Source organism: Klebsiella sp. B345 (assembly GCF_051131735.1).
Lineage (GTDB): Bacteria > Pseudomonadota > Gammaproteobacteria > Enterobacterales > Enterobacteriaceae > Klebsiella.
Genome location: NZ_CP180443.1, coordinates 3,870,600 through 3,894,883, shown reverse-complemented (window position 1 = coordinate 3,894,883; position 24,284 = coordinate 3,870,600). Strand labels below are relative to the sequence as shown.

General features: G+C 59.0%; 26 protein-coding genes. 21 read left to right on the top strand and 5 right to left on the bottom strand.

The genetic code is table 11. From position 1 onward, the window contains the following. Positions 1–17: 17 nt before the first annotated feature. The 12 genes from pulD to ACMYSO_RS18245 are packed head-to-tail and all read left to right on the top strand — an operon-like array spanning position 18 to position 10,802. Positions 18–1,973: a GspD family T2SS secretin variant PulD gene (pulD, locus tag ACMYSO_RS18300; RefSeq protein ID WP_434670834.1), complete on the top strand. Its 1,956-nt coding sequence runs from the start codon at positions 18–20 to the stop codon at positions 1,971–1,973. After that, positions 1,970–3,463 carry a type II secretion system ATPase GspE gene (gene gspE / locus ACMYSO_RS18295; protein ID WP_434666571.1) on the top strand — a complete coding sequence of 498 codons (1,494 nt, stop codon included), beginning with the start codon at positions 1,970–1,972 and terminating at the stop codon, positions 3,461–3,463. The genes pulD and gspE overlap by 4 nt, the downstream gene beginning before the upstream one ends. 1 nt (position 3,464) lies before the next feature. Next, positions 3,465–4,679 carry a type II secretion system inner membrane protein GspF gene (gene gspF / locus ACMYSO_RS18290; RefSeq protein WP_434666569.1) on the top strand — a complete coding sequence of 405 codons (1,215 nt, stop codon included), beginning with the start codon at positions 3,465–3,467 and terminating at the stop codon, positions 4,677–4,679. 20 nt (positions 4,680–4,699) lie between these two features. Next, a complete protein-coding gene (gene gspG / locus ACMYSO_RS18285; protein ID WP_123757434.1) occupies positions 4,700–5,122 on the top strand; it encodes a type II secretion system major pseudopilin GspG in 423 nt (140 codons plus the stop codon). Next, entirely contained in the window at positions 5,122–5,640 is a 519-nt protein-coding gene (gene gspH, locus ACMYSO_RS18280; protein ID WP_434666568.1) for a type II secretion system minor pseudopilin GspH, read from the top strand. Before gspG ends, gspH begins: the two co-directional genes overlap by 1 nt. Further along, a complete protein-coding gene (gspI, locus tag ACMYSO_RS18275; RefSeq protein WP_434666567.1) occupies positions 5,637–6,002 on the top strand; it encodes a type II secretion system minor pseudopilin GspI in 366 nt (121 codons plus the stop codon). The genes gspH and gspI overlap by 4 nt, the downstream gene beginning before the upstream one ends. Then, positions 5,999–6,598 carry a type II secretion system minor pseudopilin GspJ gene (gspJ, locus tag ACMYSO_RS18270; protein ID WP_434666565.1) on the top strand — a complete coding sequence of 200 codons (600 nt, stop codon included), beginning with the start codon at positions 5,999–6,001 and terminating at the stop codon, positions 6,596–6,598. The genes gspI and gspJ overlap by 4 nt, the downstream gene beginning before the upstream one ends. Continuing rightward, entirely contained in the window at positions 6,595–7,581 is a 987-nt protein-coding gene (gene gspK / locus ACMYSO_RS18265; protein ID WP_434666563.1) for a type II secretion system minor pseudopilin GspK, read from the top strand. The genes gspJ and gspK overlap by 4 nt, the downstream gene beginning before the upstream one ends. Beyond that, a complete protein-coding gene (gspL, locus tag ACMYSO_RS18260) occupies positions 7,568–8,770 on the top strand; it encodes a type II secretion system protein GspL (RefSeq protein ID WP_434666562.1) in 1,203 nt (400 codons plus the stop codon). Before gspK ends, gspL begins: the two co-directional genes overlap by 14 nt. Then, on the top strand, positions 8,763–9,260 hold the full coding sequence (gspM, locus tag ACMYSO_RS18255) for a type II secretion system protein GspM (RefSeq protein ID WP_434666559.1): 498 nt from the start codon (positions 8,763–8,765) through the stop codon (positions 9,258–9,260). Before gspL ends, gspM begins: the two co-directional genes overlap by 8 nt. Beyond that, on the top strand, positions 9,250–9,990 hold the full coding sequence (locus tag ACMYSO_RS18250) for a type II secretion system protein N (protein ID WP_434666557.1): 741 nt from the start codon (positions 9,250–9,252) through the stop codon (positions 9,988–9,990). Before gspM ends, ACMYSO_RS18250 begins: the two co-directional genes overlap by 11 nt. A 14-nt stretch (positions 9,991–10,004) precedes the next feature. Beyond that, positions 10,005–10,802 (top strand): prepilin peptidase, encoded by a 798-nt coding sequence (locus tag ACMYSO_RS18245; protein ID WP_434666554.1) that lies wholly within the window; start codon positions 10,005–10,007, stop codon positions 10,800–10,802. Positions 10,803–10,841: 39 nt separating this feature from the next. Here ACMYSO_RS18245 and hrpB read toward each other — a convergent pair whose 3' ends face one another. After that, positions 10,842–13,271 carry an ATP-dependent helicase HrpB gene (gene hrpB / locus ACMYSO_RS18240; RefSeq protein ID WP_434666551.1) on the bottom strand — a complete coding sequence of 810 codons (2,430 nt, stop codon included), beginning with the start codon at positions 13,269–13,271 and terminating at the stop codon, positions 10,842–10,844. Positions 13,272–13,343: 72 nt separating this feature from the next. Between hrpB and thpR the strand changes: the two genes are divergently transcribed. From thpR to panD, 9 genes are all read left to right on the top strand, one after another. Further along, positions 13,344–13,880 (top strand): RNA 2',3'-cyclic phosphodiesterase, encoded by a 537-nt coding sequence (gene thpR / locus ACMYSO_RS18235; protein WP_434666548.1) that lies wholly within the window; start codon positions 13,344–13,346, stop codon positions 13,878–13,880. Continuing rightward, the gene (sfsA, locus tag ACMYSO_RS18230) at positions 13,880–14,596 is read left to right on the top strand and encodes a DNA/RNA nuclease SfsA (protein ID WP_434666547.1); all 717 of its coding nucleotides are present in this window, start codon (positions 13,880–13,882) and stop codon (positions 14,594–14,596) included. Before thpR ends, sfsA begins: the two co-directional genes overlap by 1 nt. Before the next feature lie 164 nt (positions 14,597–14,760). Further along, positions 14,761–15,216: an RNA polymerase-binding protein DksA gene (dksA, locus tag ACMYSO_RS18225; RefSeq protein WP_004858018.1), complete on the top strand. Its 456-nt coding sequence runs from the start codon at positions 14,761–14,763 to the stop codon at positions 15,214–15,216. Between the two features lie 63 nt (positions 15,217–15,279). After that, a complete protein-coding gene (gene gluQRS, locus ACMYSO_RS18220) occupies positions 15,280–16,161 on the top strand; it encodes a tRNA glutamyl-Q(34) synthetase GluQRS (protein ID WP_434666546.1) in 882 nt (293 codons plus the stop codon). A 176-nt stretch (positions 16,162–16,337) separates the two neighbouring features. Then, positions 16,338–17,732 (top strand): polynucleotide adenylyltransferase PcnB, encoded by a 1,395-nt coding sequence (gene pcnB / locus ACMYSO_RS18215; RefSeq protein WP_434670833.1) that lies wholly within the window; start codon positions 16,338–16,340, stop codon positions 17,730–17,732. Continuing rightward, positions 17,729–18,229 (top strand): 2-amino-4-hydroxy-6-hydroxymethyldihydropteridine diphosphokinase, encoded by a 501-nt coding sequence (gene folK, locus ACMYSO_RS18210; protein WP_434666545.1) that lies wholly within the window; start codon positions 17,729–17,731, stop codon positions 18,227–18,229. The genes pcnB and folK overlap by 4 nt, the downstream gene beginning before the upstream one ends. Positions 18,230–18,455: 226 nt before the next feature. Then, positions 18,456–19,247 (top strand): 3-methyl-2-oxobutanoate hydroxymethyltransferase, encoded by a 792-nt coding sequence (gene panB / locus ACMYSO_RS18205; protein ID WP_123757449.1) that lies wholly within the window; start codon positions 18,456–18,458, stop codon positions 19,245–19,247. An 11-nt stretch (positions 19,248–19,258) separates the two neighbouring features. After that, positions 19,259–20,113, top strand: a complete 855-nt coding sequence (gene panC / locus ACMYSO_RS18200) for a pantoate--beta-alanine ligase (protein WP_434666543.1) — start codon at positions 19,259–19,261, stop codon at positions 20,111–20,113. 142 nt (positions 20,114–20,255) lie between these two features. Next, a complete protein-coding gene (panD, locus tag ACMYSO_RS18195) occupies positions 20,256–20,636 on the top strand; it encodes an aspartate 1-decarboxylase (protein WP_004858002.1) in 381 nt (126 codons plus the stop codon). A gap of 35 nt (positions 20,637–20,671) precedes the next feature. Here the strand turns inward: panD and ACMYSO_RS18190 are convergent, their stop codons facing one another. The 4 genes from ACMYSO_RS18190 to ACMYSO_RS18175 form a co-directional block, all read right to left on the bottom strand. Further along, positions 20,672–21,919, bottom strand: a complete 1,248-nt coding sequence (locus ACMYSO_RS18190) for a polysaccharide deacetylase family protein (RefSeq protein WP_434666541.1) — start codon at positions 21,917–21,919, stop codon at positions 20,672–20,674. Between the two features lie 62 nt (positions 21,920–21,981). Further along, entirely contained in the window at positions 21,982–22,422 is a 441-nt protein-coding gene (locus ACMYSO_RS18185) for a PTS sugar transporter subunit IIA (protein ID WP_434586332.1), read from the bottom strand. A 127-nt stretch (positions 22,423–22,549) separates the two neighbouring features. Further along, the gene (locus ACMYSO_RS18180) at positions 22,550–23,320 is read right to left on the bottom strand and encodes an ABC transporter permease (protein WP_434586333.1); all 771 of its coding nucleotides are present in this window, start codon (positions 23,318–23,320) and stop codon (positions 22,550–22,552) included. Then, positions 23,317–24,243 (bottom strand): ABC transporter ATP-binding protein, encoded by a 927-nt coding sequence (locus tag ACMYSO_RS18175; RefSeq protein ID WP_123757453.1) that lies wholly within the window; start codon positions 24,241–24,243, stop codon positions 23,317–23,319. The genes ACMYSO_RS18180 and ACMYSO_RS18175 overlap by 4 nt, the downstream gene beginning before the upstream one ends. Positions 24,244–24,284: the final 41 nt, after the last annotated feature.

Genomic DNA, 24,284 nt, shown 5'->3' with positions numbered 1-24,284 from the left:
CAACGATTTTCCGCCTGATGCTCATCACCCTGATGATATTCAGTTCGCTGTTATTCAGACCTGCCGGGGCTGAAGAATTCTCCGCCAGTTTTAAAGGAACGGATATTCAGGAATTTATTAATACGGTGAGTAAAAATCTGAATAAAACGGTGATCATTGACCCCAGCGTACGCGGGACAATTACCGTCCGCAGCTACGATATGCTCAATGAAGAGCAATATTATCAGTTTTTCCTTAGCGTACTGGATGTCTATGGTTTCGCCGTCATCAATATGAATAACGGCGTGCTGAAAGTGGTCCGCTCAAAAGATGCCAAAACCGCGGCAGTTCCGGTAGCCAGCGATGCCGCTCCAGGTGAAGGGGATGAGGTCGTGACCCGGGTCGTGCCGTTGACCAACGTCGCCGCCCGCGATCTGGCGCCACTATTGCGCCAGCTCAACGATAATGCTGGTGCCGGTAGCGTGGTCCACTACGAACCGTCAAACGTCCTGCTGATGACCGGACGGGCCGCGGTGATCAAGCGTCTGTTAACCATCGTAGAACGCGTTGATAATGCCGGCGATCGCAGTGTGGTAACGGTTCCGCTGTCATGGGCCTCGGCGGCCGACGTGGTCAAACTGGTCAACGAGTTGAACAAAGACACCAGCAAATCTGCCCTTCCCGGCTCGATGGTGGCAAACGTGGTCGCCGACGAACGGACCAACGCCGTGCTGGTCAGCGGCGAGCCGAACTCTCGTCAGCGCATTATCACCATGATTAAGCAACTCGACCGCCAGCAGGCGGTGCAGGGAAACACCAAAGTTATCTATCTGAAGTACGCCAAAGCAGCCGATCTGGTGGAGGTGTTAACCGGGATCAGCAGCACGATGCAAAGCGAAAAACAGAGCGCCAAACCGGTGGCGGCGCTCGATAAAAATATCATTATCAAGGCCCATAGCCAGACCAACGCCCTGATTGTCACCGCCGCACCTGACGTCATGAACGACCTTGAACGGGTCATCGCCCAGTTGGATATTCGCCGCCCGCAGGTGCTGGTTGAGGCGATTATTGCCGAAGTTCAGGACGCCGACGGCCTCAATCTGGGTGTCCAGTGGGGCAATAAAAATGCCGGCATGACCCAGTTCACTAACAGCGGCCTGCCCATCTCGACGGTGGTCGCCGGGGCCAACCAATACAACCAGGACGGCACCCTCACCAGCTCGCTGTCCAGCGCCTTAAGCTCGTTTAACGGCATCGCCGCCGGGTTCTATCAGGGAAACTGGGCCATGCTGCTGACCGCGCTCTCCAGCAGCACCAAAAACGATATCCTCGCCACCCCCAGCATCGTCACCCTCGACAACATGGAAGCAACCTTTAACGTCGGCCAGGAAGTGCCGGTACTCAGTGGCTCGCAAACCACCTCCGGGGATAACATCTTCAACACCGTGGAACGTAAAACCGTCGGCATTAAGCTGAAGGTTAAACCGCAGATCAACGAAGGCGACTCGGTGCTGCTGGAAATCGAACAAGAAGTGTCCAGCGTCGCCGACTCCGCCTCCAGCACCAGCTCAGATTTGGGGGCCACCTTCAATACCCGCACGGTCAACAATGCGGTGCTGGTGGGCAGCGGCGAAACCGTGGTCGTCGGCGGGCTGCTGGATAAAAGCGTCACCGACACCGCCGATAAGGTGCCTCTGCTCGGCGATATTCCGGTGATTGGTGCCCTGTTCCGCTCCAGCAACAAGAAAGTCTCCAAACGTAACCTGATGTTGTTTATCCGCCCGACGATCATTCGCGATCGGGATAGCTACCGTCGGGCCTCGTCCGGCCAGTACGAGGCCTTTAACGAAGCCCAGACCAAACAACGTGGCAAAGAGAACAACGAGGCGTTGCTGAACGAAGAGAAGCTACAGATTTACCCCCGCCAGGACACCGTGGCATTTCGCCAGATCAGCGCCGCCATCGATGCCTTCAACCTGGGAGGCACCCCATGATGCCGGTGACCGAACCTCGCCCGTTGCTGCCTTTTGCCTATGCCCGCAGCCACAATATCGTGCTGCTTAACGATGGCGTCTCGTGCCTGGTCCACTGCCTGAGCAGCACGTCCGCGCAGGCATTGCAGGAGGCCCGGCGGGTGGCCGACGGCCCGATTGCCGTCGAGCACCTCACCGGCGAAGCGTTTGAAAAGCTGCTGGTGCTCAGCTACCAGCGTGACTCGGCGGAAGCCCGGCGCATGATGGCCGACATCGGCAATGAGCTGGATCTCTACACCCTGGCAGAAGAGTTGCCGGATACCGATGACCTGCTGGACAGCGACGACGATGCGCCAATCATCCGCCTGATTAACGCCATGCTGACCGAGGCCATCAAAGAAAAAGCCTCAGATATTCATATCGAAACCTACGAACGCCACCTGCAAATTCGCTTTCGCGTAGATGGCGTGCTGCGTGAGATCCTGCGTCCACAGCGTCGCCTCGCCGCGCTGCTGATCTCACGCATAAAGGTCATGGCCAGCCTCGATATCGCGGAAAAGCGCATTCCCCAGGATGGACGGATGGCGCTACGCATCGGCGGACGGGCGATCGATGTTCGCGTCTCAACGCTGCCCTCCAGCTACGGCGAACGTGTGGTATTGCGTCTGCTGGACAAAAACAGCGTCAACCTCGATCTGCTGACCCTCGGGATGCCGCCGGCGCTGCTACAGCAGGTCGACGATCTGATGGCCCGTCCGCACGGCATTATTCTGGTCACCGGCCCGACCGGCTCAGGCAAGAGCACCACCCTGTACGCCGCCCTCAGCCGGCTTGATGCCCGTGAGCGCAATATTATGACCATTGAAGACCCGGTTGAATATGAACTGGAAGGCATTGCCCAGACTCAAGTGAATGCCAAAGTGGAAATGACCTTTGCCCGCGGTCTGCGGGCGATCTTACGTCAGGATCCTGACGTGGTGCTGGTCGGTGAAATCCGCGATGGCGAGACGGCACAAATTGCCGTCCAGGCCTCGCTGACCGGGCACCTGGTGCTTTCCACCCTCCATACCAACAGCGCGCTGGGAGCCATTTCACGTCTGCAGGATATGGGGGTGGAGCCGTTTTTACTCTCGACCTCACTGCTGGCGGTGATGTCGCAACGGCTGGTGCGCCAGCTCTGCCCGCACTGCCGCCAGCCGCAGCCGGCCGATGCTCAGACCGCCAGCCAGATGGCGATCCCCCCGGGAACCCCGCTGTGGCGGGCGGTGGGCTGCGCGGAATGCAGTTTCACCGGCTATCGCGGCCGTACAGGGATCCACGAACTGCTGCGGGTTGATGACCGCGTACGCAGGGCGATCCACCGGGGAGAAAACGAAGTCACGCTGATCCAGCAACTGGGCGAAGACTACACCACGCTACGGGATGCCGGGCGCGCGAAGGCGTTGGCCGGTATTACCAGTTGGGAAGAGGTGCTCAGGGTGACCGAACAACGAACAACGGAAGCAGACTAAGATGGCTATTTACCGCTATCAGGCGCTCGATGCGCGGGGCAAAACCCAGCGCGGCGTGCAGCAGGCCGATTCCGCCCGTCATGCCCGCCAGTTGCTGCGCGATAAAGGCTGGTTGCCCCTGGAGATCCACGCCGTCGACCGCGCCTCGCCAGGCACCGCCCGCTCACTGTTAACGCGGCGCACCAGCGCCAGCGATCTGGCCTTGCTGACTCGTCAGTTGGCCACCCTGGTGGCAGCGGCCATCCCGTTAGAGAAAGCGCTGGATGCCGTGGCCCAGCAGTGTGAAAAAGCGCACCTTAAAACCCTGATCGCAGGCGTTCGCAGCAAGGTCCTGGAAGGCCATTCTCTGGCCGAGGCCATGCGCGGCTATCCGGGATGTTTTGATCGGCTGTACTGCGCCATGGTGGCCGCAGGCGAAACCTCCGGCCATCTCGACGGAGTCCTTAACCGTCTGGCGGACTATACCGAACAGCGCCAGCAGCTGCGCGCCCGCCTGCTGCAGGCGATGATCTACCCCATTGTCCTGACCCTGGTCGCCGTCAGCGTCATCGCCATTTTACTCTCCACGGTGGTGCCCAAAGTCGTTGACCAGTTCATCCATCTGAAGCAGGCGCTGCCGTTCTCCACCCGATTGCTCATGGTTCTCAGCGATATCGTCCGCACCGCCGGCCCCTGGCTGCTGCTGGCCCTGCTCGCCGGCGGTCTGCTGTTGCACTACCTCTTACGCCAGCCCGCGCGTCGCCTGCTGTGGCACAAACAGCTGCTGCGCCTGCCGCTGATAGGCCGGGTGGCGCGCAGCATCAACAGCGCCCGCTACGCGCGAACCTTAAGCATTCTGAATGCCAGCGCCGTTCCGCTGCTGCTGGCAATGCGTATCAGCGCGGAAGTGCTGAGCAACGCCTGGGCGCGCCGCCAGCTGGAGGCCGCCACGGAATCGGTCCGTGAAGGCATCAGCCTGCATCGCGCCCTCGAAATGACCGCCCTCTTCCCGCCGATGATGCGTTACATGGTCGCCAGCGGCGAACAGAGCGGAGAACTCGACGGCATGCTGGCGCGTGCCGCCGACAATCAGGACCGTGAGCTGAACGCGCAGATACAGATGGCGCTCAGCCTGTTTGAGCCTTTGCTGGTAGTGGCGATGGCCGGAATGGTGTTGTTCATCGTTCTGGCGATCCTGCAACCGATCCTGCAGCTCAACACCCTTATGAGTATGTAATTGTCTTAATGGAGAAAAATATGCAACGGCAGCGCGGCTTCACGTTACTCGAAATCATGGTGGTGATTGTCATCCTCGGCATTCTTGCCAGCCTGGTGGTGCCCAACTTAATGGGCAACAAAGAAAAAGCGGACCGCCAGAAGGTAGTCAGCGACCTGGTGGCGCTGGAGGGAGCGCTGGATATGTACAAACTGGATAACAGCCGCTACCCCAACAGCGAACAGGGGCTGCAGGCGCTGGTCAGCCGCCCCACCGCCGAGCCGCAGGCGCGCAACTATCCGGAGGGAGGATACATCCGCCGTCTGCCTCAGGACCCGTGGGGCAACGACTATCAACTGCTCAGCCCGGGCCAGCACGGTCAGATCGATGTGTTTAGCGTCGGTCCTGATGGCGTGCCGGATACCAATGACGATATCGGCAACTGGACTATCGGGAAAAAATAGTGCGACAGCGCGGCTTCACGTTACTGGAAATGATGCTCATTTTGCTATTGATGGGCATCAGCGCGAGCATGGTGCTGCTGGCCTTTCCGACGGCGCGCGACGATGACGCAACCCAGACCCTTGAGCGCTTCCAGACTCAGCTGCAAGTTATCCGCGAGCGCGGGCTACAGACCGGGCAGTTCTTTGGCATCTCGGTTCACCCCGACCGCTGGCAGTTTATGTTGCTGCAACCGCAGGATGACCGCCAGCCGGATAATGCCTCGGACGACAACTGGTCCGGTTATCACTGGCAGCCGCTGCCAGCCGGCCGCGTCGCGACCGCCGGTCAGGTCCCGTCGGGAAAACTCACCCTGGTCTTCCCACATGATGCCCAATGGACCCCGGGGGAACAGCCCGATGTCCTGCTGTATCCCGGCGGTGAAGTGACGCCGTTCCAGCTCCTGCTCGACGGCACAGCGGGAATTGCCGTCGATGCCCGCGGCGCCATCCAACAGGCACAACAGGACGACACACCATGAAATCACAATCCGGGATGACGCTCCTCGAAGTCATGGTAGCGCTGGTGGTCTTCGCTCTGGCCGGACTGTCCGTGATGCAGGCCACGCTCCAGCAGACCCGCCACTTGGGACGAATGGAAGAGAAAACCCTCGCCAGCTGGCTTGCGGATAACCAGCTGGTACAGCTGAAACTGGAAAACCACTGGCCGGCGCTGCGTGACTCAGAAACCACGGTACAGGCGGCGGGCAGCAGCTGGTATATCCGCTGGAAAGGGGTGGAAACGGAGCTCCCACAGCTGCGGGCGCTGGATGTGGAAGTCCGTCACGATAAGCGTGATAAAACGCCGATCGCCTCCCTGCGCACCTACGTGACTCAGCCATGATCGAACGCAAGCTGCACGGCTTCACCCTCGTGGAAATGCTGCTGGCGCTGGCGATTCTGGCGGCGCTGAGCATGGCGGCAATGGCGGTGCTGCAAAACGTTATCCGCGCGGATACCCTGACTCGCGACAAGACACAGCAAATGCAGGCGCTACAGCACACCTTCGGCCAGATGTCCTCCGACATCAACCAAATCATTGCGCGTCGAAGCCGCGAGAGCAGCAGCCTCTTTTTTGCCGGACGTTACCAGCTTAACAGTGAGGACTGGGCGCTAAGCTTCAGCCGCAACGGCTGGCCGAACCCGCTGGGCATGCTACCGCGCTCAGAGATCCAGAACGTCAGCTATCGCCTGCGTCAACAGCGCCTTGAGCGCCTGAGTTATGACCAACAGGATCCGCTTACTGGCGCGCAGCCGACGGTAGAAGTGGTGCAGGAGGGCGTCCAGGCATTCCGCCTGCGCTTTTACGCCAGCGGCCGCTGGCAAGAGCGCTGGGACAACACCCAAAGCCTGCCCCAGGGGCTCGAAGTGACCCTGACGCTGGAGGACTATGGCGACATCACTCGTCTGTTTTTGATAACCCCAGGAGCCAGCCAATGAATCACCGTCAGCGCGGGGTCGCGCTCCTGATGGTACTGCTGATTCTGGCTCTGATGATGGTGCTGGCGAGCGCCATCACCGAGCGAACAGCGCAACTCTATCAGCAGACCGCCACCACCCTCGATAACCTGCAGGCGAAATGGTACGCGCTTGGTGCTGAAACCATGGCGGCCGCCCTGCTACAACGCGACGCGCTGGACTCTCCCAATCAAACCCATCTCGGGCAAAACTGGGCCCAGGAAGGGCGCCGTTTCACAGTCGATGGCGGCGAGATCGGCGCCACGATCCGCGACGGCCAGGCCTGCTTCAACCTGAACGCAATCAACCAGAAGAGCGCTGAGGAGAGCGAAGAGACCCCCTGGCCGGCAGCGACCTTTATCCGCCTGCTGGAGAATCTCGGCGAAGAGCCGCTGCGCGCGCGCCAGCTCACCGCCGCGCTTGGTGACTGGATCGACAGCGATCGCGAGCCACGGCTTAACGGCGGCGAAGACGAGGTCTATATGGCGGGAACACCGGGATATCTTGCCGCCAACCAGAAGATGCAGGACGTCAGCGAACTGCGCCTGCTTAACGGAATGGACGCGGCGCTGTATCAACGCCTGCTGCCCTACGTGTGCGCCCTGCCGGACGACGCGCTGCAGATCAACGTCAATACCCTCAGGCTCGGGCAGGCGCGGCTGCTGATGGCGCTGTTTCCCAGCGGCGTGAATCTTCAGCAGGCGCAGCAACTGCTGCGGGATCGCCCACAGAGCGGCTGGAACAGCGTCGCCGCCTTCCTGGCTCTGCCGGCCTTACAACAAAGCGATACCGCCGCCGCCCGCCCCTGGCTGGCGGTTCGCAGCGAGCGCTTTGTCGCCGCCTTTACCGTGGCGATGGGCAGCACCCAGTATCAACAACGTAGCGTCCTGCAAAAAGAAGGCCGCACGTTCCGCATTATCCAGCGGCAATATGGACGCTATAGGATGGCCGATGAATCACGATAAAACAGCGCACCGCGCGATGCTCATTGTACGCCTTGCCGCGTCCGACGCGCCCGTCGCCTGGCGACTGATCTGCCCGGACGACCCGCGTCAGGAGCGCGCTGGCGAATGGTCCGCCTCCGGCGATGACGCCACGCTCCCCGGTCTGGCGGAACGCGTTCCCGCCTGGGTACTGATACCGGCCAGCGACTGCGCCTTTCATGACGTCACACTTCCGGCAGGGCTACGCAAACCGCCGCTGCAGGTGTTGCCGTTTTTGCTGGAAGAGCAGTTGGCCACCGACGTCGAAGAGACCCACTTCGCCTTGATCCATCGCCAGCGAGAGCACTGTTCGGTGGTGGCGATTGCGCGGCAGAAAATGGCGGACTGGCTGGCCCGCTGCGACAATCTTGGGCTAACGCTGCTGGCACTAACGCCGGATGTATTAACCCTGCCTTGCCACCCCGATCGCTGGAGCGCGGTCCGGACCGACGGCCAATGGTTGATTCGCCAGAATGCCAGCCGCGGCATGGCGGCGGAAGATAGCTGGCTTGCGGCACTGCTTGCCTGCTGGGAAACCCTGCCGCCAATCGACTGCTACTCTCCGCCCCCCACGACCGTCGCCCCCTGGCAGGTGCTCGCACCGCAGGATGTGCTCGCGCTGGCAGCGGCGAACCTGGCAGCCCGCAGCATCTGCCTGCGTCAGGGCAGTTTTACCCCACAGCGTCGCTGGCAGCCTGCCGCTCAACGCTGGCGTCCGCCCCTGTTCGCCGCCGTGGCGCTGGCGCTGCTGTGGAGTACCAACACGGTGATCGATCATCTGTCCCTCAGCCGTCAGGCGGACGCCGCCCGGGAGGCCAGCCTGGCGTTCTATCGCCACTGGTTCAATCACGATAAAAACGTCATCAACCCACGGTTGCAGATGCAGCAGCACCTGCGCCAGCTGGAGAGCTCCACCACGGCATCCCCGCTGATTGACCATATCCGCACTCTGCAAAATGTTGTTTCTGAAACGCCGGGGATCCAACTGCGAACGCTGAGCTGGGACGCCGCCCGCAACATGCTACAGCTCGATGTTTCCGCCGTTTCTGCGCGGGCGCTGGAGCAGTTCACCGCCCGCGCGCAGACGGGATTTCGCGTGCGCACGGGAGAGATGAAACCCCGCCCCGATGGCATTGACGGGCGCCTGACGCTGGAGGGCCACGATGGCTGATGTTCGAGTGTTATGGCAACAGCGTACCCGCCGGGAACAGAGGTTGCTGGTCGGCATGGGCCTGCTGTTGCTTGTGGGAACGATCTGGTCTGCCATCTGGCAGCCCTGGCTCGACCGGGAAGCGCAGTGGCAACAAACGCTCGCCAAAGAGCAGGCCAGCCTGCGCTGGATGCAGCAGCAAACACCGCGACTCCAGCAGCTCGCCCGCCAGCAACCAGACGTTCCGACCACAGCAACCCGGGAAGAGCTCTCCGCCATCGTCATGCGGGAGGCCACGCGTCAGGCGCTGACCATCGTCCGGCTACAGCCGCAGGGCGCACGGGTCAACGTGACGCTCCAGCCCTGTACCTTTCAGGCGCTAATGACCTGGCTGGACCTCCTCGCCAGGCAGGGGATACTCGCCCCAACGCTGGCAGTCAGCGCCGATCCTAGCCGGCCCGGCTGGGTGACGGTCAATACCCTGATACTGGAGCGTCAGCATGAGCAATAAAATCATGCCCGGCATGCTGTTTGCGGGGATCTATCTGCTCTGGCTGCTGGTGAGCGCACCGGCCCGTCTTCTGCCCCTCATACTGCCAGAAGAGCTCAACGTCAGCGGGCTTTCCGGCACCTTGTGGCAAGGTGAAGCCCGGCAGTTGAGCTGGCGCGGCGTGCGCCTCAATCATCTCCGTTGGGCGCTGACCTTCTCTTCCGGCCTGCCAGGTTGGCGGCTCACCTTTCACGATCCCGACGGTTTACGCGGTCAGCTCTCGCTGTACGCCCTGTCGGCGCTCAGAGTGCAAAACGGTTCCCTTACGATGCCGGCCAGCCTCGCCAGCGGCTGGCTGACGCCGACGCTGCCGGTGGAGGCCAGCGGGCTGATCACCCTGCACCTGTCAGAAGGTCGCTTTAACCGCGCCGGCTGTCAGCAGGTCTCCGGAGGGCGTGCACAGTGGCAGCAAGCGCAATTACGCTCCCCGGCGGGTTCACTGGAGCTGGTCAGCGTGGGCGGCACATTTCGCTGCACGCCTACCGGCGCGCTGGCGCTGACCCTCAGCCAGGACTCGCATCAGCTCAGCCTCAGCGGGCAAGGTACCCTGAGCCCCGACGGACGCTACGCCTTTCACGGCCAGCTTCAGACCCGCCAGTCAACCCCAGCACTGCTCGCCCTGCTGATGAGCCAAAATCAGCGCAAGGATGAGCAGGGACGTATTCCCTGGCAGCTGCAGGGAAAATGGTAACCCCAGGAGACATCATGACGCTATTGAGTACATTTTCGCTGCAGTTTCCCCTGGTATGGGGCGGTTTTTTGTTTCTTTTCGGCCTGACGTTTGGCAGTTTTTTTAACGTGGTCATTCACCGTTTACCGCTGATGATGCAGCAAGAAGATAGCCTGCGATTCAACCTGTGCGTGCCTGCCTCCTTCTGCCCACAGTGCCGGCGTCCCCTTCTCTGGCGGGATAACATTCCCCTGCTGAGCTATCTCTCGTTGAAGGGGCATTCGCGCTGCTGCCAGCTGCCAATTTCTCGCCGTTATCCGCTGACGGAGTTGGCCAGCGGGCTGATCTTTGTGCTGGCGGGTAGTCTGCTGACGCCGGGATTACCGCTACTGGGAGGCCTGATCCTGCTCTCCACGCTGCTGGTGCTGGCGATTATCGACGGGAAGACGCAGCTTCTGCCGGATCGCCTGACGCTGCCGCTACTGTGGGCCGGCTTGCTCTTTAATCTCGACGGGACCTTTGCCCCGCTTGAGGATGCGGTAATCGGCGCCATGGCGGGCTATTTATCGCTGTGGGCGCTGTACTGGCTGTTTCGCCTGCTGACCGGCAAAGAGGCGCTGGGCTACGGGGATTTTAAGCTGCTGGCCGCGCTCGGCGCGTGGTCAGGCTGGGAGCTTCTGCCGCAGACGCTGCTGTGTGCGTCTGCCAGCGGGCTGATCTGGACCTTACTGCAACGCCGTATCACGCTTCAGTCACTGGATCAGCCGCTGGCTTTCGGTCCCTGGCTGGCGCTGGCCGGCAGCGGGTTGTTCCTGTGGAACCAGACGCTGTAACCGTTACGGCAATCATAGGGAATGCTCCCGGCAACACCGCTACGAATATTTTTTGGTGCGCCGGGTCGGTGCCGTATTAGCCGGATCGTCCGGCCAGACGTGTTTGGGGTAACGCCCTTTCATCTCTTTTTGCACCTCCCGGTAAGTCCCCTGCCAGAAGGCGCCAAGGTCGCGGGTGATTTGTAGCGGTCGCTGGGCGGGGGATAAGAGCTCCAGTACCAGCGCCACCCGGCCCTGGGCGATGGTCGGGGTCGTGGCCTCACCGAACATCTCCTGCATGCGCACCGCCAACGCCGGCGGGTTTTCCTCATGATAACGTATAGCTATCCGGCTGCCGGTGGGTACGGTGTAATGCGTTGGCAGTTCGCTCTCCAGCTTCTGGCGCAGCGACCAGGGGAGCCAGTTTTGCAGCGCCTGCCGCACATCCAACGCCTTCAGCGCCCGCAACGAATGAACGCCGCTCATCTGGGGCAGCAACCACGCTTCAAGCGAAGCCAGCAGCGATACATCATCCACCGCGGGCCACGCCTCCTCCGGCAGCCATTGTGCCGCACAGTGCAGGCGCAGGCGCAATTGCTCCGCTTCCGGAGTCCAGTGCAGTACGCCCAGGCCTTTATCCCGGATACCGTTGAGCATCGCCTGATGTAGCTCCTCTTCTGAGGGTTTTGCCAGCGGCTGCGTTTTCACCACCAGTTGCCCAATACAGGTACGCCGCCACGCCTTCAGAGTACCTTGCGCCTCGTCCCATTCGACGGTATCAGACTGCTGCGCCAGCGCCGGGCATTGTGTCATCAGCGCGTTAAGATCCAGCGGCAGCGCCAGCAAGATACGTGCATCCGGCGCGCTACTGCCCTGCAACAGCAGCGGGGCAATCAGCCACTCGTGGCGCCCCAGCGCATCGTCAGCATCCAGCATCGCCCCCATACCATTGGCGAGCTGATAACGACCTTCCTGGCCACGGCGTCGGGCAATACGATCGGCAAACGCCGGAGCCAGCAGCGACGCCAGGCGCTGAGCATCAGGATGGCCGCCGCGGCTGGCGAGCCGTTTTAAGAGCTGCTGCGCGCGCTGCTGCCAGTTTGGCTGCTGGCGGGCGAAAGCCGCCCCGAGATCGCTGCTTGCGCCGCGCGGCGGCTCCTCGAGGATCGCCACCAGCTTTGCCGCGGTTGCCGCATCGTCAGGATCGTTCGCTGCCGTGAGGATCGCCGCCAGCCGCGGATCGTTACCTATGCGCGCCATTTTGCGCCCGAGCGCCGATAACCCTTCCCCCTCCAGTGCCGATAGCGCCGTCAGCAGACGCCGGGCCGCCGCCAGGTTGGCGGCAGGGGGGAGATCGAGCCAACTGAGCTGTGCGGGATCGCGACATCCCCACTGTAAAAGCTCCATCAGCAGCGCCGACAGGTCGCTGTGCAGTATTTCCGCCTCGCTCTGTGCCGCGGCCCGTTCCGCCTGCTCTTTGCCGATTAAGTGCAGGCAAATCCCTGGTTCCAGGCGCCCGGCACGACCGGCGCGCTGGGTCATTGATGCCTGACTAATACGCTGGGTCACCAGCCGGGTTAACCCAGTTCGGGGGTCAAAGCTGGCGACTCGCTCCTGAGCGCTGTCCACCACCAGGCGAATGCCTTCGATGGTTAAACTGGTTTCGGCGATATTGGTCGCCAGCACCACTTTACGCTGGCCTGGTGCCGCAGGAAGAATCGCTTTGCGCTGTTCACTCAGCGGCAGCGCGCCGTACAGCGGGCAGAGAACCACGTCATCGGCCACCCGCTCGGCCAGCTGCGTCTGCACCCGTTGGATTTCCCCCACTCCCGGGAGAAACAGCAGCATCGAACCCTGTTCCTGGCGCAGTAATTCGGCGGCCGCGATCGCCACCGCCTCATCAAAACGCTGATGCGCCGCCAGGGCCTGATAACGTTTCTCCACCGGGAACGCCCGGCCTTCAGAACTGATGGTAGGGGCCTCAGGTAACAGCTGCTGCAGGCGATCGTTATCCAGCGTCGCGGACATAATCAGCAGTTTCAGATCGTCGCGCAGCCCCTGCTGGACATCCAGCAGCAGCGCCAGCGCCAGATCCGCCTGCAGGCTACGTTCGTGGAACTCATCGAGGATCACCAACCCGACGCCGCTCAGCTCGGGATCGTGCTGGATCATCCGCGTCAGGATCCCCTCAGTGACCACCTCCAGGCGCGTCTGCGGCCCGACGCAGGTTTCCGCTCGCATCCGGTAGCCGACGGTCGCACCGGGTTTCTCATCCAGCAGCTCCGCCAAGCGTTGGGCGACGTTGCGCGCGGCTAAGCGCCGGGGTTCCAGCAGGATAATGCGTCCCTCAATCTGGCCCGAGGCAAGAATTTGCAGCGGCAGCCATGTTGATTTACCGGCACCGGTTGGCGCATTAAGCAGCACCTGCGGCGCCTGCTGCAGTGCATTAAGAAGTTCAGGAAGGACGGCGGCAACCGGCAATGGGGACACGAAAGGCTCCGGAGGTTAACATTTGAGGGCAAGCATTGTAGCATCCTGATAATTCATAACCGAGTCTCTATCATGTCCGAGCCGAAAAGGCTGTTTTTCGCCCTTGAACTGCCTGAAGAAGTCCAGCAGCACATCGTGCAGTGGCGCGCCGCGCACTTTGCGGAAGATGCCGGACGACCGGTCGCGGCCAGCCATCTGCATCTGACGCTGGCGTTTCTCGGAGAGGTCAGCGCGGAGAAACAGCGCGCGCTGGCGGCGATGGCCGGACGGATCCAGCAGCCAGGCTTTACGCTCACCCTCGACGATGCCGGGCAATGGCTGCGCTCACGGGTGGTCTGGCTTGGCCCTCGTCGGCCAGCACGCGGCCTGCTGCAACTGGCGGACATGCTGCGCGCTCAGGCGGCCCGCAGCGGCTGCTACCAAAGCCCGCAACCGTTCCACCCGCATATCACCCTGCTGCGTGACGCCCGCCATGCGGTAGCGATCCCGCCTCCGGGTTTTGCGTGGACCTTTGCCGCCAGCGAGTTCGTTCTCTATGAGTCCAGTTTTACGCGCGGACGTACCCGCTATACCGCCCTGGAACGTTATCCCTTCAACAAGGAAAGCTGATGCAGTTCACTCCTCCGTTACAGTCCGCCACCCTGATTAAACGTTACAAACGATTTCTGGCAGATGTGGTGACCCCAGAGGGTCAGGAGCTTACCCTCCACTGCCCGAACACCGGCGCCATGACCGGCTGCGCAACCCCCGGAGATACCGTCTGGTATTCCACGTCAGATAATCCCAAACGCAAATACGCCCATACCTGGGAATTAACGCAAACCCAGCAGGGGGCAATAATTTGTGTTAATACGCTACGCGCGAATATACTGGCGAAAGAGGCCATACTGGCCGGGAACATTCCGCAGCTTTCTGGCTATAACGTATTGAAAAGTGAAGTTAAATATGGCGAAGAGAAAAGCCGTATTGATATTATGTTACAGGCAGAAGCGCGACAAAACTGCTATATTGAAGTGAAATCGGTTACGTTGGCGGATAAAGAAAGCGGTTATTTCCCCGACGCGGTCACCGAACGCGGTCAAAAGCACCTGCGGGAGCTCATGAGCGTGGCGGCGGCAGGCGACCGGGCAGTCATTTTATTCGCCGTACTCCATTCGGCGATTGACCGTTTCTCACCCGCGCATCACATTGATGCCAGATACGCACAGCTGTTGATTGAGGCGCAAACCAAGGGGGTGGAAATTCTCGTTTATAAGGCGGAACTTTCTACCGAGATGATGACTCTGAATAAGCCGATTACCGTGGTGTTAACCCCCGGTAAATAAACGGCTAAATAATGTCCGGGTCGCGAGCGCAAATACGCTTTTCTTCACAGGGTTGTCAAGTGTAACGTTTACATAATTGCTATCCGGAAAAGCATCTGCTATTTATAGCGGCCTGATTTTTCCCCCAACATGGGGATCGATAGTGCGTGTTAAGGAGAAGCAACATGCAAGAAGGGCAAAACCGTAAAACATCGTCCCTGAGTATTCTCGCCATCGCTGGGGTGGAGCCGTATCAAGAGAAGCCAGGCGAAGAGTATATGAACGAAGCCCAGCTGGCGCACTTCAAGCGTATTCTTGAAGCATGGCGTAATCAACTCAGGGATGAAGTGGATCGCACCGTATCGCACATGCAGGATGAAGCAGCAAACTTCCCGGATCCGGTAGACCGTGCCGCACAGGAAGAAGAGTTCAGCCTGGAACTGCGTAACCGCGACCGCGAACGTAAACTGATCAAAAAGATCGAAAAAACGCTGAAGAAAGTCGAAGACGAAGATTTTGGCTTCTGCGAATCCTGTGGCGTTGAGATTGGTATTCGCCGTCTGGAAGCGCGCCCGACCGCTGACTTGTGCATCGACTGCAAAACGCTGGCGGAAATTCGCGAAAAACAGATGGCTGGCTAATCCGCTTCGCTATCGTATCTCCGGCGGGAGTCTCTCCCGCCTACATGCTTTAATAGTCACCCCATGAATGACTCACACTATATTGGCCGCTTTGCCCCCTCACCGTCCGGCGAACTTCATTTCGGCTCTTTGATAGCAGCCCTCGGCAGCTACCTCCAGGCCCGTGCGCAACATGGAATCTGGCGCGTGCGTATTGAAGATATCGATCCGCCACGTGAGGTCCCCGGCGCCGCCAGTACCATCCTGCATCAGTTAGAACACTACGGCCTGCACTGGGACGGAGAAGTCCTGTGGCAGTCGCAGCGCCACGAAGCCTACCGCGAACGCCTTGCCTGGCTGCACGAGCAGGGACTGTGCTATTACTGCACCTGCACGCGAGCGCGCATCCACGAAGTTGGCGGCGTTTATGATGGCCACTGCCGGGATTTACAGCTCGGGGCGCACAATGCCGCCCTGCGTTTACGCCAGACGCGGCCGGTCCTCGATTTTTACGACCAGCTGCGCGGGACCCTCGTCGCCGATGAAGCGCTGGCGCGCGAAGATTTTATTATCCATCGCCGCGATGGCCTGTTCGCCTATAATCTTGCGGTGGTGGTGGACGATCATTTTCAGGGGGTGAGCGAAATTGTGCGCGGTGCCGATCTTATCGAACCGACGGTACGGCAGATTTCCCTGTATCACCACTTTGGCTGGCAGGCCCCGGACTACGTCCATCTGCCGCTGGCCCTGAATGCTGAGGGGAGTAAACTCTCCAAACAAAATCACGCCCCGGCGCTGCCGGCAGGCGATCCGCGCCCGGAAATTATGCGGGCGTTAATGTTTCTGAATCAGGATATTGATCAGGAATGGCGAGCGCTCAATATTGAGGATTTACTCAAGCATGCGGTAGCGAACTGGAACCCGAAAAAAATCCAGCATTCTCAAATGACTCTTGCTGAGCTATGATTAGCCGCTATTTTTCTCGTCGCCTTTCAAGTTGCTCCTGCGTTGGCTGCACTTGTTCACCCCAATCACATAGTTATCTATGCTGCTGGGACTCACAAGTTTGCCACCTTCCTGCAACCCGAAATGCCTAGAGTAATATTTTGATCTGAAGTCCGTCTGACACTACGAGGTGCAACATTTTTACCCGAGTCGCTAATTTTTGCCGCAAGGTGCTAAGCCGTGAGGAGCGCGAGGCAGAAGCCGCCGTTGAACAAACGCATATGACGGTTATCCCGCGTGAACAGCATGCAATTTCCCGCAAAGATATCAGTGATAATGCCCTCAAGGTGCTCTATCGACTGAACAAGGCGGGCTACGAAGCCTATCTCGTCGGCGGTGGCGTACGTGACCTTCTGTTAGGCAAAAAACCAAAAGATTTTGACGTCACCACCAGCGCAACGCCGGATCAGGTTCGTAAACTGTTCCGCAACTGCCGTCTGGTCGGCCGTCGCTTCCGCCTGGCACACGTGATGTTTGGGCCGGAAATCATTGAAGTCGCCACCTTCCGCGGCCACCATGAAGGCCACACCACCGACCGTGTGACCTCCCAGCGCGGCCAGAACGGCATGCTGCTGCGTGACAACATCTTCGGCTCCATTGAAGAAGATGCCCAGCGTCGCGACTTCACCATCAACAGCCTGTATTACAGCGTGGCCGATTTTACCGTGCGCGACTATGTCGGCGGCATGAAAGATCTGCAAGAGGGCGTCATTCGCCTGATTGGCGATCCGGAAACCCGCTATCGCGAAGACCCGGTCCGGATGCTGCGCGCGGTGCGCTTTGCCGCTAAGCTCAACATGAGCATTAGCGCCGATACCGCAGAGCCGATACCGCGTCTTGCCGCGCTGCTTCACGACGTGCCTCCGGCGCGTCTGTTCGAAGAAGTGCTGAAGCTGCTGCAGGCTGGCTACGGTTATGACACCTACATGCTGCTGCGCGAATACAACCTGTTCCAGCCGCTGTTCCCGACCATCACCCGCTACTTCACCGAGCGTGGCGATAGCCCGATGGAACACATCATTACCCAGGTGCTGAAGAATACCGATAACCGCATCCATAACGACATGCGCGTTAACCCGGCGTTCCTGTTTGCCGTGATGTTCTGGTATCCGCTGCTGGAAATGGCGCAGAAAATTACCCAGGAAAGCGGTCTGGCCTACAACGACGCCTTCGCACTGGCAATGAACGATGTGCTGGATGAAGCCTGCCGTACGCTGGCGATTCCGAAGCGGATCACCACGCTGGTGCGCGACATCTGGCAGCTGCAGCTGCGTATGTCTCGTCGCCAGGGCAAACGCGCCTGGAAGCTGATGGAGCATCCGAAATTCCGTGCGGCCTACGATCTGCTTGAGCTGCGTGCCGGCGCTGAAAAGAATAATGAACTGCAGCGTCTGACCAAATGGTGGGGCGAGTTCCAGGTCGCTGCGCCGCCAGATCAAAAAGATATGCTGAACGATCTTGATGACGAGCCGGCACCGCGCCGTCGCCATCGTCGCCCACGCAAGCGCGCACCGCGCCAGGGCAACGCATGACCCGCGTCTACATCGCCATCGGCAGCAATCTGGCCTCTCCTCTGGAGCAGGTAAATGCTGCCGTTGCGGCCCTTGCGGCGATTCCCGACAGCCGGGTGATTGCCACCTCTTCTTTTTACCGCACCCCGCCACTGGGGCCGCAGGATCAGCCTGATTACCTCAATGCCGCCATCGCGCTGGAGACCGAACTCCAGGCGGAAGCCCTGCTGGATCATACTCAGCGCATTGAGCTGCAGCAGGGCCGCGAGCGCAAAGCCGAACGCTGGGGCCCACGCACGCTGGACCTCGATATCATGCTGTTTGGCGATGCGGTCATCAACAGCGAACGCCTGACGGTGCCGCATTACGACATGAAAAATCGTGGTTTTATGCTGTGGCCGCTGTTTGAAATCGCCCCGACGCTCCGCTTCCCGGATGGCATCTCCCTGCGTCAGGTGCTGGAAAATCTCGCCGCCGACAAGCCGGCTATCTGGTCACTCCCCTCTTCCCAGGCTTAACCATTCTGGCTATCGGGGTAATCGGTTGCCTATACCCTAAATAATTCGAGTTGCAGGAAGGCGGCGACGCAGGGAATCCCCAGGAGCTTACATCAGTAAGTGACTGGGGTGAGTGAGGAAAGCCAACGCTCATGCAACCCGAAGTATGACGGGTATAAAACCATTGCCCCCTTCAATGCGACTGTTAGAATGCCGGTTAAAATGACTTTCATCATCAGGAAACGTTATGAAACCGACCACTATCGCCCTGCTGCAGAAATGCAAACAGGAGAAGCAGCGCTTCGCCACCATCACCGCCTATGACTACAGTTTTGCAAAGCTGTTTGCCGATGAAGGGATCAACGTGATGCTAGTAGGCGACTCGCTGGGCATGACGGTACAAGGGCACGACTCGACTTTACCGGTGACCGTGGAAGACATTGCCTATCACACCCAGGCGGTCCGTCGTGGCGCGCCACATTGCCTGCTGCTCGCTGACCTGCCGTTTATGGCCTACGCCACGCCGGAACAGACCTTTGCCAACGCCGCTCTGGTGATGCGGGCCGGGGCCAACATGGTCAAACTGGAAGGCGGCGCATGGCTGGCGGATACCGTGAAAATGCTGGCACAACGCGCGGTCCCGGTCTGTGGTCATCTGGGCCTGACGCCGCAGTCGGTCAACATTTTTGGCGGCTATAAAGTACAGGGCCGTGGTGATGCGGCGCAGTCGCTGTTTGAAGACGCGCTGGCCCTGGAAGCCGCCGGTGCACAGCTGCTGGTTCTTGAGTGCGTCCCGGTCGCGCTGGCGCAGCGGATCACCGAAGCCCTAACTATTCCGGTAATTGGTATTGGCGCAGGTAACGTGACCGACGGGCAGATCCTCGTCATGCATGACGCCTTCGGCATTACCGGTGGCCATATCCCGAAATTTGCGAAAAATTTCCTTGCTGAAGCGGGCGACATGCGCGCCGCCGTGCGGCAGTATATTGCCGAAGTGGAGTCCGGCGTCTATCCGGGCGAAGAACACAGTTTCCATTAAGGAGTCTTGTTGTGTTGATTATTGAATCTCTGCCGCTGCTGCGTCAGCATATCCGCCGCTTACGTCAGGAAGGCAAGCGTATCGCGCTGGTGCCTACCATGGGCAATCTCCATGACGGCCATATGCAGCTGGTGGATAACGCGAAAACCAGCGCGGATGTCGTGGTGGTCAGTATTTTCGTCAATCCGATGCAGTTTGACCGCCCCGAGGATCTGCAGCGCTACCCGCGTACGCTGCAGGATGATTGCGAAAAGCTGAACAAGCGTAAGGTGGATTTCGTTTTCGCCCCGGCAGTTGCAGAGATCTATCCCAACGGTACCGAAAGCCAGACCTATGTCGATGTTCCCGGCCTGTCGACCATGCTGGAAGGCGCCAGCCGTCCGGGACACTTCCGTGGTGTATCGACCATCGTCAGCAAACTGTTTAACCTGATTCAGCCGGACATCGCCTGCTTCGGCGAGAAGGATTTCCAGCAGCTGGCGCTGATCCGTAAAATGGTGGCCGATATGGGCTACGACATCGACATCATAGGCGTGCCGATTATTCGCGCCAAAGATGGTTTAGCGCTGAGCTCACGCAACGGCTACCTCACCGCGGAACAGCGTAAGATTGCGCCGGGTCTGTACAAGGTGCTGAGCACCGTGGCAGATAAGCTTGCCGCCGGCGATCGTAACCTCGATGAAATCATCACCCTTGCCGGGCAGGAGCTGAACGAGAAAGGCTTCCGCGCTGACGATATCCAGATCCGCGATGCGGATACGCTACTGGAGCTGACGGAGACCAGCAAAAACGCGGTGATCCTGATGGCGGCGTGGCTGGGCCAGGCACGGTTGATCGATAACCACATCGTGGCGCTGAGCCAGTAGACAAGGGTTAAAAATCTGGCAATATTGCCGGGCATTTACGCCAGGCGGATGTTAAATCCGCTTCGTATCGTTAAGGTATAACCCCTGACGCATCCAGACGACCAGCGCACGCTGATGCACCACGGGAATAAAGGTAGATATCATGATTCGTAATATGCTGCAGGGTAAACTCCACCGCGTTAAAGTCACGCAGGCTGACCTGCACTATGAAGGTTCTTGCGCCATTGACCAGGATTTTCTCGATGCTTCCGGCATTCTTGAGAACGAAGCGATCCACATCTGGAACGTGACCAATGGTAACCGTTTCTCCACCTACGCCATTGCGGCAGAACGTGGCTCCAGAATCATCTCGGTGAACGGCGCCGCCGCGCACTGCGCCAGCGTCGGAGACATTCTGATCATCGCCAGCTTCGTCACCATGCCTGATGAAGAAGCCCGCCGCTGGCAGCCGAAAGTAGCCTATTTCGAAGGCGACAACGAAATGAAGCGCCAGGCCAAAGCCATTCCGGTTCAGGTTGCCTGACCCCTCACCAGGCCCCGGTTCAACGGGGCTTCGGGTTATCCCTGCGGCTGGTTGCTGATCAGCCGCGACATCGTCTCCAGCGAATCCGTACGCAAGATATAGAGCCTTTTCAGTAAGAACGGATTATCCCCCGGCTTAATTTTCCCTCTCACCGTGGTGACCGCCATATGAAAGCCCGCATCGTTTGCCGCCTGGATCGCCGTCGTGTTGTAGCCACCGAAAGGGTAAGAGAGGTACAGCACGTGCGGATTAAATTGCGACAGCGCGCGCCGGGAATGTTCAAAATCGAACAGGATATTGTGATAGCTGCGGCTCAGCAAGATAGGATGACGCTGGGCATCGACCCGGTGCAGGAAGTGGGTGTGAGACTGAATATCAAAGACGTCCTGAATCTGGCGCAGTTCGGAAATGCTCATAAACTGCAGCGATTTCGGGTCCCATTTTTGCGGATGGCGCTTGATGCGTGACGAGATAATAAATGCCGTCGCGTGAAAGCCGTATTGTTTCAGAATCGGATAAGCGTAGCGGTTTACTGACTTCAGACCATCATCAAACGTAATCACCACCGCGCGGGCCGGCAGATTGATTTTGTTCCTCAGATAGCCTTCCAGTTGATACATATTCAACGTGGTGTAGCCTCGATCGCGCAGCCAGGTCATCTGGTTACTAAAGGCACGAACCGAGGTCGTGGTGGAGGTATGGCGAAAACGGCTGTTCTCTTCGTCACGCAGAATATGGTGATAGGTCAGTACCGGAATACCATGATCTTCCTGGGCATCAAGGCTGCTGATCCACGCCAGGCGGTTACCGATGCGGATCTGAAACCAGGTTTGGTTCAGACGGTCTTTCAGCTTGCCGATCACCGGGTAGCGCACATTATTGGCCAGCGTGCCGAACGGCGCGCTGCCGGCAGACGGCGCATCGTAGACCGGGGTATCTTTCCAGGTCAGCAGATTCTGGTTACTCAGCGGTTTATGTAAATCACCGAGGTTATCCTCCACCCGCTGCTTACCCTGAACAGGCTCAAGATGGCCTTTATCAATAAATCCGGTGCCGAAGCCGAAGTTAAATTCATAATAATCGGCCGCCGTCGGCACCACCGCGATAATTTGCCCGCCGCGAATATTACCGACGCTCACCACATCATTGCCGACCTGCGCCCAGATAATCGCATCTTCGGTGGTTTGCATATAACGTGCAGGAGACCCCTGCTGGCTTAACAGGCTGGCGGAGACGCTGACCGACGTCAGCAACAGGAACAGAGCAAAAATGCGGGCAAACATGCATGGCGGGCCGGTGAAGAAATCAGTCGCCATTGTAACAAAAGCGGCATCAATACCAACGCTTAATTCCCGAAGGCATCATGCAGCAGACGAAAAGGTGGATTTTTTTGCTGTTGGTGCCAGAGACTGCTGACCACCGGACCTCCGCTGCTCACGATAGTCTCGCGAAAGGCTTCGCTGCTCAGGCTGGTACGCAGAAGATACATTCGCTCCAGCAATGAATAGCTAATCCCGGAGATCACTTCGCAATGAGTATGTTTGTGGCTCATCAGCGCGGCAATGCGATAGGGAGCTTCACCGGTTTTATCGGTCAGGAAAATCACGCCGTCTCCGCTGTCCGTGGCGTGCAATGCATCACACATCATCCGGCTCAGCATGTTACTGCTCAAATTACGCCAGTAATTAACCGCCCGGCATTGCGCCAGCGGCCCAAACTTTTTTTCCAGACGATCCAGCCACTCCTGTGCCTTCTCATCATGACAGGTAATCACCCAACCTAGCATCGACAGCCTCCTTACTTAGCAGGGAATTACTGTAGCAAAGGGAGTAAGGCGGATGAGTGATGGCCGTCAAGATTAGCGGATAGCGCTTCACCTAATAACAGCGTGAAGCGCTAACGAGGAGACGCCGCTAGCTACGCAGACCGCGTCCACGCTGGATCAGATACCAGCACAACGCATAAAACGCGATGATAAAGACCACCAGTACGCCAAACGTGGTGATCAACGGCACATCGTTGATCCCAAGGAAGCCGTAGCGGAACCCGCTGATCATGTAGACAATCGGGTTAAGGTGCGACAGCGCCTGCCAGAATGGCGGCAGCAGGGTCAGGGAGTAAAATACCCCGCCAAGGTAGGTCAGCGGCGTCAGTACGAAGGTCGGAATCAGGCTGATATCGTCAAAGGTTTTGGCAAAAACGGCGTTCAGCAACCCCGCCAGCGAGAACAGCACAGCGGTCAACACCAGCGTCAGTCCCACAAACAGCCACGAGTGAACCTGGAACGGCACGAAAAACAGCGATATCGCAGTCACCAGAATCCCCACGCACAGCCCGCGGGCTACCCCACCGCCCACGTAGCCGGCAATGACCACGTGCGTTGGCACCGGCGCCACCAGCAGCTCTTCAATGTTGCGCTGGAACTTTGCGCTGAAGAAGGAGGAGGCCACGTTGGCGTAGGCGTTGGTGATCACCGCCATCATGATCAAACCCGGTACGATAAACTGCATATAGGTGAAGCCATGCATTTCGCCGATCCGTGAGCCAATCAGGTTGCCAAAAATGACAAAATAGAGGGTCATGGTTATCACCGGCGGCACCAGCGTCTGGATCCAAATGCGCATAAAACGGTGAATTTCTTTGGTCCAGATGCTTTTCAGCGCGACCCAGTAAAGCTGCATCATGCTGATTCTCCTTTCCGGTCATGCACCAGCGTGACAAACAGCTCTTCCAGACGGTTGGCTTTGTTACGCATACTTAATACCTGAATACCCTGAGCGCTCAGCTGGGCAAAGACGCTGTTGATCCCCTGCTCACGCAGCACTTCCACTTCCAGCGTTGAGGTATCTACCAGGCGATACTGATAGCCTTCCAGCGTCGGTAGCGGGCTTTTGGGCGCCAGGTCGAGGATAAAGGTTTCTGATTTCAGCTTGGACAACAGCGCCTTCATCGAGGTGTTTTCCACCAGCTCACCACGCTGAATAATCCCGATATTGCGGCACAGCATCTCCGCCTCTTCCAGGTAGTGGGTAGTGAGGATAATGGTGGTGCCTTTATCGTTCAGATCCTTGAGGAACCCCCACATCGAGCGGCGAAGTTCAATATCCACGCCGGCGGTCGGTTCATCGAGAATCAACAGTTTCGGTTCATGCATCAACGCACGGGCAATCATCAGACGGCGCTTCATCCCGCCTGACAGCATCCGTGCACGTTCGTTGCGTTTTTCCCACAGATCGAGCTGTTTGAGATACTTTTCGCTTCTCAGCAGCGCGTCTTTACGTTCGACACCATAGTAACCGGCCTGGTTAACAACGATCTGCTGGACGGTTTCAAACGGGTTGAAGTTAAACTCCTGCGGCACCAGCCCGAGCTGGCGCTTGGCATTCACCACGTCCTTTTGCAGGTCGTAGCCAAACACGTTGACCTGACCAGAGGTTTTATTCACCAACGAGCTGATGATACCGATAGTGGTCGATTTCCCCGCGCCATTTGGACCGAGAAGCGCATAAAAATCCCCCGCCTCCACCTGCAGATCTATCCCCCGAAGCGCCTGAACCCCGCCGGGGTAGGTCTTGGTGAGCTGTTTTAGTTCAAGAGCAATGGTCATTAAATTTCTCTTCTCGCGTGATGGCACGCGATGGGTTGTTT

Coding starts and splice junctions, on each gene's coding strand:
- ACMYSO_RS18245 (WP_434666554.1), top strand. CDS start 10,005: ATGACGCTATTGAGTACATTTTCGCTGCAGTTTCCCCTGGTATGGGGC.
- dksA (WP_004858018.1), top strand. CDS start 14,761: ATGCAAGAAGGGCAAAACCGTAAAACATCGTCCCTGAGTATTCTCGCC.
- ACMYSO_RS18180 (WP_434586333.1), bottom strand. CDS start 23,320: ATGATGCAGCTTTACTGGGTCGCGCTGAAAAGCATCTGGACCAAAGAA.
- ACMYSO_RS18190 (WP_434666541.1), bottom strand. CDS start 21,919: ATGTTTGCCCGCATTTTTGCTCTGTTCCTGTTGCTGACGTCGGTCAGC.
- gspL (WP_434666562.1), top strand. CDS start 7,568: ATGAATCACGATAAAACAGCGCACCGCGCGATGCTCATTGTACGCCTT.
- gspG (WP_123757434.1), top strand. CDS start 4,700: ATGCAACGGCAGCGCGGCTTCACGTTACTCGAAATCATGGTGGTGATT.
- gluQRS (WP_434666546.1), top strand. CDS start 15,280: ATGAATGACTCACACTATATTGGCCGCTTTGCCCCCTCACCGTCCGGC.
- gspM (WP_434666559.1), top strand. CDS start 8,763: ATGGCTGATGTTCGAGTGTTATGGCAACAGCGTACCCGCCGGGAACAG.
- gspF (WP_434666569.1), top strand. CDS start 3,465: ATGGCTATTTACCGCTATCAGGCGCTCGATGCGCGGGGCAAAACCCAG.
- thpR (WP_434666548.1), top strand. CDS start 13,344: ATGTCCGAGCCGAAAAGGCTGTTTTTCGCCCTTGAACTGCCTGAAGAA.
- gspJ (WP_434666565.1), top strand. CDS start 5,999: ATGATCGAACGCAAGCTGCACGGCTTCACCCTCGTGGAAATGCTGCTG.
- gspI (WP_434666567.1), top strand. CDS start 5,637: ATGAAATCACAATCCGGGATGACGCTCCTCGAAGTCATGGTAGCGCTG.
- folK (WP_434666545.1), top strand. CDS start 17,729: ATGACCCGCGTCTACATCGCCATCGGCAGCAATCTGGCCTCTCCTCTG.
- ACMYSO_RS18175 (WP_123757453.1), bottom strand. CDS start 24,243: ATGACCATTGCTCTTGAACTAAAACAGCTCACCAAGACCTACCCCGGC.
- gspE (WP_434666571.1), top strand. CDS start 1,970: ATGATGCCGGTGACCGAACCTCGCCCGTTGCTGCCTTTTGCCTATGCC.
- panB (WP_123757449.1), top strand. CDS start 18,456: ATGAAACCGACCACTATCGCCCTGCTGCAGAAATGCAAACAGGAGAAG.
- gspK (WP_434666563.1), top strand. CDS start 6,595: ATGAATCACCGTCAGCGCGGGGTCGCGCTCCTGATGGTACTGCTGATT.
- pulD (WP_434670834.1), top strand. CDS start 18: ATGCTCATCACCCTGATGATATTCAGTTCGCTGTTATTCAGACCTGCC.
- panD (WP_004858002.1), top strand. CDS start 20,256: ATGATTCGTAATATGCTGCAGGGTAAACTCCACCGCGTTAAAGTCACG.
- ACMYSO_RS18185 (WP_434586332.1), bottom strand. CDS start 22,422: ATGCTAGGTTGGGTGATTACCTGTCATGATGAGAAGGCACAGGAGTGG.
- sfsA (WP_434666547.1), top strand. CDS start 13,880: ATGCAGTTCACTCCTCCGTTACAGTCCGCCACCCTGATTAAACGTTAC.
- ACMYSO_RS18250 (WP_434666557.1), top strand. CDS start 9,250: ATGAGCAATAAAATCATGCCCGGCATGCTGTTTGCGGGGATCTATCTG.